Annotated in this window: 14 protein-coding genes and 1 pseudogene; 11 read left to right on the forward strand and 4 right to left on the reverse strand. The window is 42.9% G+C overall.

Annotated features, from left to right (window positions below):
- Positions 1-153: 153 nt before the first annotated feature.
- From AC805_RS19760 to AC805_RS19765, 3 genes are all read left to right on the forward strand, one after another.
- The gene (locus AC805_RS19760) at positions 154-627 is read left to right on the forward strand and encodes a photosystem I reaction center subunit XI (protein ID WP_055076994.1); all 474 of its coding nucleotides are present in this window, start codon (positions 154-156) and stop codon (positions 625-627) included.
- Between the two features lie 107 nt (positions 628-734).
- Complete coding sequence (locus tag AC805_RS24935; RefSeq protein ID WP_071590184.1) at positions 735-845, forward strand: photosystem I reaction center subunit VIII; 111 nt, start codon at positions 735-737, stop codon at positions 843-845.
- Positions 846-1,334: 489 nt separating this feature from the next.
- Entirely contained in the window at positions 1,335-1,823 is a 489-nt protein-coding gene (locus AC805_RS19765) for a pentapeptide repeat-containing protein (protein WP_231663812.1), read from the forward strand.
- Positions 1,824-1,886: 63 nt separating this feature from the next.
- Here AC805_RS19765 and mraY read toward each other — a convergent pair whose 3' ends face one another.
- A complete protein-coding gene (gene mraY / locus AC805_RS19770; RefSeq protein ID WP_055076995.1) occupies positions 1,887-2,990 on the reverse strand; it encodes a phospho-N-acetylmuramoyl-pentapeptide-transferase in 1,104 nt (367 codons plus the stop codon).
- A gap of 289 nt (positions 2,991-3,279) precedes the next feature.
- Between mraY and AC805_RS19775 the strand changes: the two genes are divergently transcribed.
- The 5 genes from AC805_RS19775 to AC805_RS19800 all read left to right on the forward strand — a co-directional run bounded on the left by AC805_RS19775 (position 3,280) and on the right by AC805_RS19800 (position 8,850).
- Complete coding sequence (locus AC805_RS19775) at positions 3,280-4,632, forward strand: 16S rRNA (cytosine(967)-C(5))-methyltransferase (protein WP_055076996.1); 1,353 nt, start codon at positions 3,280-3,282, stop codon at positions 4,630-4,632.
- A gap of 317 nt (positions 4,633-4,949) precedes the next feature.
- Positions 4,950-5,978, forward strand: coding sequence for a 30S ribosomal protein S1 (locus AC805_RS19780; protein ID WP_009628928.1), 1,029 nt, complete (start codon positions 4,950-4,952; stop codon positions 5,976-5,978).
- A gap of 569 nt (positions 5,979-6,547) precedes the next feature.
- Positions 6,548-7,210, forward strand: a complete 663-nt coding sequence (locus AC805_RS19790) for a TMEM165/GDT1 family protein (RefSeq protein ID WP_055076998.1) — start codon at positions 6,548-6,550, stop codon at positions 7,208-7,210.
- A gap of 524 nt (positions 7,211-7,734) precedes the next feature.
- A complete protein-coding gene (locus AC805_RS19795) occupies positions 7,735-8,046 on the forward strand; it encodes a HigA family addiction module antitoxin (protein ID WP_055076999.1) in 312 nt (103 codons plus the stop codon).
- A 3-nt stretch (positions 8,047-8,049) separates the two neighbouring features.
- Positions 8,050-8,850: a TlyA family RNA methyltransferase gene (locus AC805_RS19800; protein ID WP_055077000.1), complete on the forward strand. Its 801-nt coding sequence runs from the start codon at positions 8,050-8,052 to the stop codon at positions 8,848-8,850.
- Here AC805_RS19800 and AC805_RS19805 read toward each other — a convergent pair.
- Positions 8,847-9,260 (reverse strand): DUF2358 domain-containing protein, encoded by a 414-nt coding sequence (locus AC805_RS19805; RefSeq protein WP_055077001.1) that lies wholly within the window; start codon positions 9,258-9,260, stop codon positions 8,847-8,849. The genes AC805_RS19800 and AC805_RS19805 overlap by 4 nt on opposite strands.
- Before the next feature lie 115 nt (positions 9,261-9,375).
- On the opposite strand from AC805_RS19805, the gene AC805_RS19810 reads away from it, so the two are divergent.
- Positions 9,376-9,840, forward strand: coding sequence for a DUF2214 family protein (locus AC805_RS19810; protein WP_055077002.1), 465 nt, complete (start codon positions 9,376-9,378; stop codon positions 9,838-9,840).
- Between the two features lie 259 nt (positions 9,841-10,099).
- Here AC805_RS19810 and AC805_RS19815 read toward each other — a convergent pair whose 3' ends face one another.
- Positions 10,100-10,423 (reverse strand): helix-turn-helix transcriptional regulator, encoded by a 324-nt coding sequence (locus AC805_RS19815; protein ID WP_055077003.1) that lies wholly within the window; start codon positions 10,421-10,423, stop codon positions 10,100-10,102.
- Between the two features lie 88 nt (positions 10,424-10,511).
- Between AC805_RS19815 and arsB the strand changes: the two genes are divergently transcribed.
- Complete coding sequence (gene arsB, locus AC805_RS19820; RefSeq protein WP_055077004.1) at positions 10,512-11,606, forward strand: ACR3 family arsenite efflux transporter; 1,095 nt, start codon at positions 10,512-10,514, stop codon at positions 11,604-11,606.
- Entirely contained in the window at positions 11,603-11,995 is a 393-nt protein-coding gene (gene arsC, locus AC805_RS19825) for an arsenate reductase, glutathione/glutaredoxin type (RefSeq protein WP_055077005.1), read from the forward strand. Before arsB ends, arsC begins: the two co-directional genes overlap by 4 nt.
- Before the next feature lie 216 nt (positions 11,996-12,211).
- On the opposite strand, the pseudogene AC805_RS26990 reads toward arsC, so the two are convergent.
- Positions 12,212-12,354: pseudogene (locus AC805_RS26990) on the reverse strand (IS630 family transposase); the annotation flags it as partial.

Genomic DNA, 12,354 nt, shown 5'->3' on the forward strand with positions numbered 1-12,354 from the left:
GTATGCTCTCTGGTTTTAACTTAGCTACTTAGTTATTAGGTTGAAATCTGTGAAGTTTTCTAAAGATACTCCCTCTTTATGCAGTGACATCCGCGCTTATTCCCTAAAATGAAGACAAAATTCTCCCTGCAATCTTTAACTTAATAAAGACTTATGACAGATTTTGTAAAACCCTTCAAGAACGATCCCCAACTAGGGAATTTGTCTACACCAGTTAGCGATTCAGCGATCGTCAAGGCCTTCATCGGTAATCTCCCCGCTTACCGTCCAGGACTATCGGCTAGCCGTCGCGGTCTAGAAATCGGTATGGCGCATGGCTATTTCATTTACGGACCTTTTGCTTTGCTTGGTCCTTTGAGAAATACCGAATTGGGAAGCCTTGCAGGGCTATTGGCAACCGTTGCCGCCGTAGTCCTATTGACCGTTGGTTTGTCGCTTCATGGTCAAACTGTCACCAAACTACAGTCTAGCTCTGCCCTAGAAGCTCCTGTGGAATTGGATACCCCTGCTGGTTGGAGCGAATTCGCTAGCAGCTTCTTGCTTGGTGGTGCTGGTGGTGCTGCGTTTGCCTACTTCCTCAACTACCTTGAGCCAATGCAGAAGTTCCTTGGTTTACTTTGGTCTTAAGTTAATTTAACGTTGGACTCGCCAAAGTTAAATTAATTTACGCCAATAATTTGCGCCAAATCCCCCTGTCTTTAAAATTTATATCTTATTCAAGGACAACCACAACCATGACTGGATACTACGCTCACTACTACGTTTCGTTCATTTTCGTACCTCTCATTGGTGTAATCCTCCCGATCGCCACCATGGGTCTACTTCTCAACTACATCGAGAACTAACGGGAATTAAATTTATCCCATTTGCAAATTAGGTTTTCTTCCTAATTACCAAATTATTAACTCGTCCTTCGTATTTTATTCTTAATTGCATATCCCATAAATTCGGGGCGATCGCCTTGAAAAATAAAAATAGGAGAGTATTACGCTCCTATTTTTTATGTCTGATCCCATCTTTTGTGAAGTATAGCTACAGTCACTTGAATTAGGACACAAAAGTCAAGAATTAATTGGCGGCGCTTTGCGCCGCCAATTAATTCTTGGCTTTTATGTCCCAGTACACTTGGCGACAGCTATAAAAACCAAACTCAGTAAGGTGTTGAGATTCCCAAAATGGCAACGCCATTTTGGGAATTGGTATAATTGGGGATAGTTAAAATCTATAGTCAAAAACTATGGGACAAGCCACGCATGGGCTACAGTTTATTGGGGCTTATATTTAATTGCACCCAGATACTTATGTTATTTTTAAAGAATTTTTTAAGTTCACTTTTGAGATTGTCTCTATATCTAGCGATCGCCATGACTATGGCGATCGCTTGTTTTTTAACTTTACCGCAGCCTGTTCAAGCAGAAACCCTTTCCTTTAGCCATGCTCAACTAAAAAATAGGGATTTCTCTGGCAGGAATCTAGTCGGGTCGGGATTTGCGAATGCCAATATGGAGGGAGCAAATTTTGAAAATGCCGATGTACGTGGGGCGGTATTTAGTGCGTCAATTTTACGCAAAGCAAATCTGAAAGGTACGGATTTTTCTGGGGGATTACTCGATCAAGCTGATTTTGCGAGAGCCGATCTCAGTAATGCCCTGTTAGTAGAGACGATCCTGTTACGGAGTACCTTTGATTTTGTGAATATAGATGGTGCTGATTTTACCGATGCCATTATGGATGGCGCACAGCGTAAATGGCTCTGCTCTAAGGCAAAAGGCACTAACGCCAAGACAGGTATTAACACAAGAGCATCCTTAGAATGCGACTAAAGATGCTACTAAAAAGCCCTACAGGGCTTTTTAGTAGCATTACTATTTATTAGTAAAATAATTTTATGGAATTTTACTGATCAAAAGCGCAACTCCCACTAAAAACCCACCAGTTAAATAAAAGAATCGGACGACATGCAACTCGTGCCACCCACTTAGCTCTAGATGATGGTGAAAAGGTGCCATCTTGAACAGACGTTTGCCCATACCAGTTTCATCCTTAGTTGCCTTGTAATAGCTAACCTGTGCGATCACCGAAATTGATTCCCAGATAAAAATTGCACCGACAATTAAAAATGCCCAGAGCAGGTTGCCCAGAATCGCCGTGGAGGCGAGTGCCCCACCTAAAGCTAGCGATCCCGTATCCCCCATAAATACGCGAGCGGGATAGCGATTATGCCAGAGAAAACCTAAATAGCTACCACTTAGGCACATACAGAAAATGGCAAGTTCTTTGTTTTGCGGAAATAGCAATAACGCCATCCCAAATAGGGCGATCGCACCAGTCCCGCCCGCTAAGCCATCTAAGCCATCGGTAAGGTTAGTTGCATTGCTGCTACCTAGAAAAACAAATAAAGCTAGGGGGAAAAACAGCACACCCAGCGGAATCATCAGATGGAGTGGCAAATTAATAGTAGCGATCGCTTGCCAGTCTTGGGTTAAAACTAACCATCCACAGAAACAAGCGGCAAAAAAGGCTTGGAGTACAAGCTTAGATCGAGGAGATAAGCCTTTATTCGAGTGGCGACGCAAGATTTTCCAGTCGTCTAACCAACCGATAAATGCAAAAGACAATGTTAGTAAGCTACAAGCTAACACCTTGCCATCAAATCCTGACCATACCAACGCTAATAAGATCCCAACAGGTATAATAAATATCCCCCCCATTGTTGGCGTGCCTTGCTTCTTCAGATGAGCTTGGGGACCGTCTTCGCGGATCACCTGCCCTGCCTTTAGGCGACGTAACGTAGGCACTGCAAACGAACCTAAGAGAGCCACTCCTGCACCACCTAAAGTAAATGGCAGTAATAGCTTTGAACTTATATTAGGATTTAGGAAAAGATCGACACCAACAATTAAACTTATTAAACCGATTGCCAACCCAAGTGCTAGGCTACTTCCTGTTGGAAATTTTGCTTTCCTAACTCTTACACCAGTATCAACCATTGCCGCTCCTCACACCCACAGTAACCATCACACTTTATTTAGATCGAAATTTTAGATCGGAAGCTTTTTTACGGCTTTTGTCCAGATGATTAAAGATCACCCGAATATACGCTCTTAGATACCAAATTACGATCGCATTTGTCTACAGTGCAACCATTGAATTTTGATAATTCTTTGATTCAACCAAGTCAATCTTTGTAAATAGCCTTGTAAATAGCCCAGTTAAATAGCCCTGTAAATAGCCCTTTAACTTTAATTAAATTGCCATTAATTTGCCATTAAATTGCCGATGACGAGTAAAAATTCTCGACAGATTGCACTTGAAGCATTGCGTTTAATCCAAAGACGCAATGCCTATGCTGATGTAGCGCTCGACTGCACGCTTTCAAAAGCTCGACAAGCAAACATAACTCTCCTAGAAAGCGATCGCCGTCTGATCACGGAGTTAGTCTACGGATGTACGCGCCGTCAAAAAACCCTACAAGCAGTTTTGCAAAACTTCTCGCAAAAACCAATCGCAAAATTACCACCAGACCTATTAATAATCTTACAGATTGGTGTCTATCAACTATGTTTTCTCGATCGCATCAAAGCCTCAGCGATCGTTCATACCACCGTAGAACTAGTTAAAGAAAACAAGCTATCAGGGCTGTCTGGCTTTGCAAATGGGGTAATGCGATCCATACTCAGAGCGAAGGAGAAAGGAGATATACTTGCCGATATCAGCGATCCCGCAAGTTTTTATAGCTATCCTGAATGGTTGATCGATCTATGGCAAAAAGAATTTGGTCAAGAATCGATCGCAAATATTTGCAACTGGTTTAATCAGACTCCCCATCTTGATTTACGGGTCAATCTACTCCATGCCACGCGGGATCAAGTCCTAGCCGCTTTTGCGGAAGCAGGCATTGTTGCCGAACCAATTCCTCACCTCCCCGATGGTATTCGCATGGGGCAAGGGGCGGGCGAGGTCAGTCAATTGCCTAAATTTAAAGAGGGTTGGTGGTCAGTCCAAGATGCCAGTGCCCAATTAGTTACCTATCTCTTGGATCCCCAGCCCCATGAAATCGTGGTCGATGCTTGTGCGGCTCCTGGCGGTAAAACTACACATATCAGCGATCGCTTAAAAAATACTGGCAAGGTTTATGCTCTAGATCGTTTGGCAAGTCGTTTAAAAAAGGTCGAACAAAATGTTGCCCGTCTGGGGATCACCAATGTACAGACAATTGAATTGGATGCCCGTGAATTTGCAGGTATCCCAGCAGGCAAATGCGATCGCGTATTACTAGATGTCCCCTGCTCGGGTTTAGGGACATTGCACCGCCATGCCGATGCCCGTTGGCGACAAACTCCCGACGAACCCTATAAGTTAGCGAAAACTCAATCGGAAATTCTTGCTCAGGCTATTCAATGGGTTAAGCCAGAGGGTGTCATTGTCTATAGCACTTGCACTATGCATCGCGCCGAAAATGAAGAGGTGATCGAGCAGTTTTTAACGCATCATCCTGATTGGCAAATCGTCCCACCAAGTGCCGACAATCCTGCGGCTCATTTTGCAAGCGATCGGGGCTGGGTAAAGGTCTTGCCTCACGAACACAATATGGATGGGTTTTTCATGGTCAAACTCCAAAAAGGAGCCTAACATCCGTCTCAGGACATAAACCCAAAGAGGGTTGCTGCGCGGAGCGCAGCAACCCTCTTTGGGTTTATGTCCTAAGTAAACCTTACGTTGCTACATAAGGTAAAAAAAAGTAAAAATAATTTTTAATACTTTATCGATCCAACCTCAATATGCTAAGATTGCAAACCTATGCCTATACATTTTACTAAATATCAACAACATATTAACAACATCAATAGGCGTAGGATGTAAACCGCAAAAACCATAATGGCTAATGCTCTTACATTTCTGGGAGGAAACCAGATAAATTCAAAACAGGAACAAGGAAAATTTTAGTTATGATCAATCGGGCAAAAACTGCTACAACCACCAATGTCGGCTTCACACATGAAGACTTTGCTAAGCTTTTAGATAAATACGACTATCACTTCAGCCCTGGCGACATCGTTGCTGGTACCGTATTCAGCATTGAGCCAAGAGGCGCACTCATTGACATTGGTGCAAAGACAGCAGCCTACATCCCGATTCAGGAAATGTCGATTAACCGCGTCGATCAGCCTGAAGAAGTTTTACAAAATAATGAAACCCGTGAATTTTTCATCCTCGCCGACGAAAACGAAGAAGGACAACTAACTCTTTCGATCCGTCGTATCGAGTACATGAGAGCATGGGAACGCGTACGTCAGTTGCAAGCAGAAGACGCAACCGTGCGATCGCTTATTTTCGCGACCAATCGTGGTGGTGCTCTGGTCAGAATTGAAGGACTGCGCGGATTTATTCCTGGTTCTCATATCAGCACCCGCAAGCCTAAGGAAGAATTGGTGGGCGAGGAATTGCCACTCAAATTCTTGGAAGTGGACGAAGATCGCAACCGTCTAGTCCTCAGCCATCGCCGCGCCCTCGTTGAGCGCAAGATGAACAAGCTTGAAGTTGGCGAAGTCGTCATCGGTGTAGTCCGTGGCATCAAGCCTTACGGTGCCTTCATCGATATCGGTGGTGTAAGTGGTCTGCTCCACATTTCCGAAATCTCCCACGAGCATATCGAAACTCCTCACAACGTTTTCAACGTCAATGACGAAGTGAAGGTCATGATTATCGATCTCGATGCGGAGCGCGGTAGAATTTCCCTCTCGACCAAGCAGCTCGAAGCAGAACCTGGCGACATGGTGAGAGATCCCCAACTCGTTTACTCCAAGGCGGAAGAGATGGCTGCGAAGTATCGCGAACAACTCAATGCTGCTCCTGCTGTTATGGAAATCCCTGTAGCAGCCGTAGAAGAGGAAGAATATGAAGTTCCTGATGCTATGGAAGAGCCTGAAATCCCTGAGGAAGTCGTAGCTGAAGCTACGGAAGAAGTTGTCGCTTAAGTTCAGTAAGTAGCTGGGCATAAAGAACTAAAAGGAGTAGCGCACGCTACTCCTTTTAGTTCTTGCCATTTTGGAAATCTCAAAACCTTATACCAATTCCCAAAAGTGTGGCTACACTTTTGGGAATTGAAAACCAAACCCAGTAAGGATTTTAAAATCACAAAATGTCGTAGCCATTTTGTGATTTGGTATAACTTCAGTGAATTGACATTAGATGGATTTAAAAATCGATTTAAAAACAGAGATGGTGCATTGCGCCATCTCTATTTTTTTGCATCGATCTTTTGAATCGATCTATAGTAAACTTAATTCATATGAAAGGGAGTAGCTACTTACTTTAAGCAAAAAAGCAGAAGCAAAAAAGCAACGTCTTTTAGCTCAAAGTGAGTCCACTTGAGTCAACATACTGGCTAACCGCCTGGTTCAAGTAACAAGTTTTAATTACTTTTAAGTAAAAGCTTGGCAGCGAGACTTTCACTAAGTTCACACCTGATGTGAGCTTGGTGAGGTTTTGCGTATCTCTTCAAGCTCATTCAGGACTTTTCAGACACCTGAAGGAGTTTTTAGGAGTGTTAACCGCTTTTACAGCAAGCTTATTATTGATCACCATTTCTGAATTAGGTGATAAGACATTTTTTATTGCCGTAATTCTGGCGATGCGTCATCCGCACCGTACGGTATTTGCGGCTGTGTTTGCGGCGCTTGCCTTGATGACGGTGCTATCTGTTGCTTTAGGACAGGTAATGGCTTTATTTCCCAAAATATACATTCACTATGGTGAGATCGTTTTATTCCTTGTGTTGGGATTGAAGTTACTTTATGACGCATCCAAGATGTCGGCAAAGTCGGATGCAGAAATCGTTCACGAAGCAGAAGAGTTTATAGAAACCCAAGACTCTCCCAGTGCCTTAGCCTCTATTCCTGTCTTTGGCGAGTCTTTGAGAAATATTTTATTGAAATATTCTTGGCTAAGACTGTGGATGCAAGCTTTTGTGATGACCTTTATTGCCGAGTGGGGCGATCGCACTCAGATTAGCACGATCGCCCTAGCTGCTTCCTATAATCCAGTTTTTGTGACCCTCGGCGCAATTTTGGGACATGGGATCTGCACGGCGATCGCTGTAGTTGGTGGTAGTCTGATCGCAGGTAGGATTTCCGAACAGATAATTACAGCGATCGGTGGGGTTTTATTTATTATTTTTGGTGTAGCTGCCTATTTTCAAGGAATTTAGCTAGATTTTCAACAAGGTAAGAGCATCTTTGGTATTTAGTATTGACAACTGTAATCTATAAGGTTACAGTTGCATTTATATTTTAATACTTAGTTAACTATTTCCTGAATCAAAAGTTTTAATGAATATATCAGGCAATCATACTCCCTTCCCAGTGAAGAATTAGCGTTGTGGCGCTTCGCGCCACAACGCTAATTCTTGGTTTTGTATGTCTATTTCTTTGGTGGAAAGGGAGTAGCTAGGAATAAAACAAATAATAATGATAAAAAGTTTTAAAAATAAACTGCTCGAAAGTTTGCTAAATGGTGACATATAGGCAACTACTAAGGAAGATAAAAAAATACGAAAAAGACTTGATGCTATAAGCTCAGCTTCACAATTAGAGGATATTAGACTGCCAGGACATGATTTACATGAACTAAAAGGAATCCCTAGAAAATTTAAAGTGAAAGATGTGATTACACATAACCACATCCTTGCTTCTAGAAGTGGCGTATATATGGCTCAAAGACGAGGTAAATAATATGAATAACTTATTAGAAAGTTTAAAAGATAGGAAAATTAGACCTTCACATCCTGGAGAAGTCATCCTAGATATTTTGGAAGATGTAGAAATTTCTCAAACTCAGTTCGCCAAAATGTTGGGAGTATCGCGGCGAACAGTTAATCAAATAATTCAGGGTCATAGACCAATTACTGTGGATATGGCAATTAGGCTTGGTAAAGCTTTGGGAAATGGTCCTGAGCTATGGCTGAATCTTCAGCAGAAGGTTGATCTTTGGGATTCTTTACAGAAATATAAAGAAGAATATGAAAAAGTATTAACGGTTGCGTAAAGTTTGAAAAAACGTTTAGATGTTTTATTAGTTGACTTGGAGCTTGCACCATCGCGGGAGCAGGCTCAGAAGTTCATTCGGGCTGGTTGGGTACAGGTCAATCAACAGGTGATTGATAAGGTTGGCATGGAAGTCAAAGAGGATGCTGTAATTTTGGTGAAGCAGCAGTCCCCTTTCGTATCCCGTGGTGGCGAAAAATTGGCGGGAGCCTTAACTAAGTTCGGCATGGATTTGCGCGATCGCACTTGTTTCGATGGCGGCATCTCGACGGGTGGCTTTACGGACTGTATGCTCAAGCAGGGAGCCGCCAAGGTCTATGGTATTGATGTGGGCTATGGGCAAGTGGCTTGGGAAATCCGCAGCGACGAGCGGGTGGTGTTACGGGAGCGCACCAATTTAAGGCATCTTACGCCCGAAGATTTGTATGCCGATGGCGATATCGTTCCCGATTTTGCGGTTTTGGATCTATCGTTTATTTCGCTGACAAAAATTTTGCCTTCCCTCTGGAATTTATTGCGATCGCCCCGTGAGACGCTATTGCTTGTGAAGCCCCAATTTGAGGCAGGTAAGGGGCAAGTCGGCAAAAATGGCATTGTGCGCGAACCCAAAATTAGGGCTGAGGCGATCGCCAATGTTCTCGCGACGGCTCAAGGTTTAGGTTGGCAATTTCAAGGTTTGACTCCTTCCCCGATTCAAGGTCGGACTGGCAATTATGAATATTGGTTATGGCTGAGCGATCGCACTTCAGAAATATCTGTCCCTAGTTTTGAGAACATTCTGGAAATTTCCAAAGGCTTAAATTAGAAGACAAAGTGCTGTTTAATCACATCAAATTTGGTGCATTCCCAATAGTCAATATGGGAAATAATTAATTCGCGATCGCCTTCGCCATTAACCAAGGTATCTGCAAATTTATCCACAGTTAGGTCGCTCCAACCTGTAACACTAATCCGAGGTTTCCAAGGTAAGGGCGCATCCCAACTCATTGTCCAACGAGCTTTAACGAGGTTTTCGCTACGGGAAATATCATGGAGTTCAAGCTGGAGATTCTTAAACCAGAAGGTAATAAAGCCGATCATTTTTTGATATTGCTTAATCCCGCGAAAGTTATAGACAGGATCTTTAAAATAAACATCTTCGCTATAGATGCTATAGGTTTGCGCCTCAGGGAATTTTGCGTAATCTGCCTTGATAATGTCGAGGATATTGGTCATTTGCGATCGCCTGCCAGAAATACTTGCAACTATCCTTTGATGATAACCTTGAGATTCCGCAAAGCTGGATATAGCTTTGCTTTAAGAACCTGAAATTTTCAACTAGAGGAATCCTATGTGGGCTAATGCGATCGCTGCCTATCTCCATTATTTGAGCCTAGGGCTAATTTTTGCCAGCTTATCGACGGAATTATTTACGCTCAAACAAGATCTAACCAATAAAGAAGGATGGCGAATTCTCATTGCCGATAGTATCTATGGGTTAGCAGGGATTACCGTCCTAACAACAGGAATTTTAAGGGTTTTATATTTCGAGAAGGGCGCTGAATATTACACTCACCAGCCAGTTTTCTGGATGAAAATATCCGTATTTATTGTAGTTGGCTTGTTATCGTTATATCCCACCTTTTCCTTCTTGATGTGGATTAAAAATCTCCGTGCGGAAAAGCCCCCCGAAGTAAGTCCAGAAAAAATCAAAATCCTCAGAACCATCGTTCATGTGGAACTGTTTGGTTTTAGTTTAATTCCGCTGCTCGCCTCCATGATGGCAAGGGGTATCGGCGCAAACTGGTTTCATTAATCATTAAAGTGTCGCCTTGCGACGCTTTAGAAACTATTTAAGAATTCACTAGATCCCCCCCAGCCCCCCTTAAAAAGGGGGGAGAATTAAATTCTTCCCCCTTTTTAAGGGGGATTGAGGGGGATCTCTTAGAGCTTTTGACCGCAGAAAGTAATTCTTAAATGGTTTCTTAGTTAAGTAGAGTGAAGATTAGACGTTGCGGCGCGAAGCGCCGCAACGTCTAATCTTCACTGGGAAGGGAGTCGTAAGGGTTTTCAAGTTAAGACAAAGCATCTCGTAACATCGCTAACTTCTCAGGCAAAATGCGATAGTAAATCCAAGTTCCACGCCGTTCTTTGCTGAGTAAACCCGCTCCATATAAAACTTTGAGATGGTGACTCACCGTGGGTTGAGCCAGTCCTAATGATTCAACTAATTCACAAGCACATACCTCTTGACTAGACTGAGCCGCAATCAGACTGAGGATTTGCAATCGGGCTGGCTCGCCTAATACTCGAAAGATCTCTGCTAAATAGATGGCATCATCCGAGTTAAGGTGGCTTTTTAGGAGTGGTGGACAGCAGGTAGTTGGAGTTGGATTCATAAAATTTATATTGACATGGATCGCATCTCCGTGACAATATATCGATAGACATCAATATTGATGTCTATCGATGTTTAAGGATTTTCTTATGTCCCAAGCTAAGTCGATTAAAAGGCTATCCATGCTCGATCGCTTTTTGACGCTATGGATTTTTCTGGCGATGGTCTTAGGTGTGGTGATCGGCGCATTCTTCCCTGCGGTCGATCAATTGATCGAGCGGTTTCAAGTTGGCACTACAAATATCCCGATCGCGATCGGCTTAATTTTGATGATGTATCCACCCTTCGCCAAGGTGCGTTATGAAGAATTAGGCGATGTCTTTCGCAATGGCAAAATCCTAGCGCTCGCTCTATTTCAGAGTTGGATAATTGCGCCGAGTTTTATGTTTCTCTTGGCGATCGCCTTTTTTCGAGACTCGCCCGAATATATGGTTGGTTTGATGCTAATCGGAATTGCGCCATGTATCGCGATGGTAGTGGTATGGAGCGATCTTGCTAAGGGTAATTCTGAATATACGGCGGGGTTAGTTGCCTTTAATAGCATTTTCCAAGTGCTGTTTTATAGCTTCTATGCTTGGATTTTTATTACGGTATTACCGCCGCTATTTGGCTTAAGAAGTACTGTAGTCAACGTGAGCATCATCGAGATTGGACAGACTGTTTCTATCTATCTTGGCATTCCCTTTATCGCAGGATTTTTGACAAGGTTTTTCCTGAGTAAAGCTAAGGGTAGAAATTGGTATCAGCAGGTATTTATTCCCAAAATCAGCCCGATTACCCTTATTTCATTGCTGTTTACGATTGTGGTGATGTTTAGTCTTAAGGGCGGCTTGATGTTGAAAATCCCTTTCGATGTTGTCAAAATTTCGATTCCATTGTTGATTTACTTCGTGGTGATGTTTGTAGTCAGCTTTTATCTTGCTTGGCTCATCAAGGCGGATTATGACAAAGCCGCCAGCGTTGCCTTTACCGCCGCAGGCAATAATTTTGAACTCGCGATCGCCGTTGCTGTTGGTGTGTTTGGCATTAAGTCTGGGGCAGCTTTTGTCGCTGTGGTTGGTCCTTTGATCGAAGTGCCTGTATTAATTAGTCTCGTAAATTTAGCGTTTTGGTTCAAACGTAATTACTTTGATCCAAATTCCATTCAAAAGAACATTCAAAATATTCAAGAGCATAAATCATGAAACGTATTATGTTTGTCTGTATGAAGAATTCAGCCCGCTCGCAAATGGCTGAGGGATTTGCGAGAGCTTTGGGTGGTGAGAAGTTTGAGATAACGAGTTCTGGGTTAGAAGCCAGTCAAATTCGCCCCGAAGCGATCGCTGCCATGCAAGAAGTCGGCATTGACATCAGCCACCACACTTCTAAAGCCCTGAGTGACTTTCATTATGAAGACTTCGATATCGTCGTTTCCCTCTGTGGTTGCGGCATTTCTTTACCTCCTCGATGGTGGACTAGAGAGGTATTTGAAGATTGGGAATTAGATGATCCTGCGGAAAATCCCGAAATTTTTCCTAGAGTGCGTGACGAATTAAAGGAAAGAGTGCAGAAATTGCTTAATTCCCTCAATTAACATCAGTTCGGGTTAAGTTGGCAAATTTTAAAAGCCCAAAAGTAAAAGCCGTGCTACGCACGGCTTTTACTTTTGGGCTTTGAGAAAGGGTTTGCGTAGCAAACCCTTTCTCAAAGCCAGTTTCAAATTATCCCGAACTCACGTTAGCTATAAGTAATACCAAGTTAAGAAATGGCTATGCCATTTCTTAACTTGAAAACCCTTGCTAGTAGGCAGTCAAGTAATTATTGACGGGTAGAGGCGAAGCAATTTAATGCGAGCATCAGCAGTAGTAAATTGCCAATTGACTTTACAAGAGAGAGAATTCCTGCGATTTTCCCAAGCCGAGACTTCCTGAATCAAAAGCTGTTTATCAGGAA

It is taken from the genome of Pseudanabaena sp. 'Roaring Creek' (assembly GCF_001402795.1).
In the GTDB taxonomy this organism is placed as follows: Bacteria; Cyanobacteriota; Cyanobacteriia; order Pseudanabaenales; family Pseudanabaenaceae; genus Pseudanabaena.

Excerpts from the sequence above, each read along its gene's own strand:
- AC805_RS19795 (WP_055076999.1), top strand. The coding sequence starts at position 7,735 with ATGAATAACTTATTAGAAAGTTTAAAAGATAGGAAAATTAGACCTTCA.
- mraY (WP_055076995.1), bottom strand. The coding sequence starts at position 2,990 with ATGGTTGATACTGGTGTAAGAGTTAGGAAAGCAAAATTTCCAACAGGA.
- AC805_RS19760 (WP_055076994.1), top strand. The coding sequence starts at position 154 with ATGACAGATTTTGTAAAACCCTTCAAGAACGATCCCCAACTAGGGAAT.
- AC805_RS19805 (WP_055077001.1), bottom strand. The coding sequence starts at position 9,260 with ATGACCAATATCCTCGACATTATCAAGGCAGATTACGCAAAATTCCCT.
- arsC (WP_055077005.1), top strand. The coding sequence starts at position 11,603 with ATGAAACGTATTATGTTTGTCTGTATGAAGAATTCAGCCCGCTCGCAA.
- AC805_RS19815 (WP_055077003.1), bottom strand. The coding sequence starts at position 10,423 with ATGAATCCAACTCCAACTACCTGCTGTCCACCACTCCTAAAAAGCCAC.
- AC805_RS19775 (WP_055076996.1), top strand. The coding sequence starts at position 3,280 with ATGACGAGTAAAAATTCTCGACAGATTGCACTTGAAGCATTGCGTTTA.
- AC805_RS19810 (WP_055077002.1), top strand. The coding sequence starts at position 9,376 with ATGTGGGCTAATGCGATCGCTGCCTATCTCCATTATTTGAGCCTAGGG.
- AC805_RS19780 (WP_009628928.1), top strand. The coding sequence starts at position 4,950 with ATGATCAATCGGGCAAAAACTGCTACAACCACCAATGTCGGCTTCACA.
- AC805_RS24935 (WP_071590184.1), top strand. The coding sequence starts at position 735 with ATGACTGGATACTACGCTCACTACTACGTTTCGTTCATTTTCGTACCT.
- arsB (WP_055077004.1), top strand. The coding sequence starts at position 10,512 with ATGTCCCAAGCTAAGTCGATTAAAAGGCTATCCATGCTCGATCGCTTT.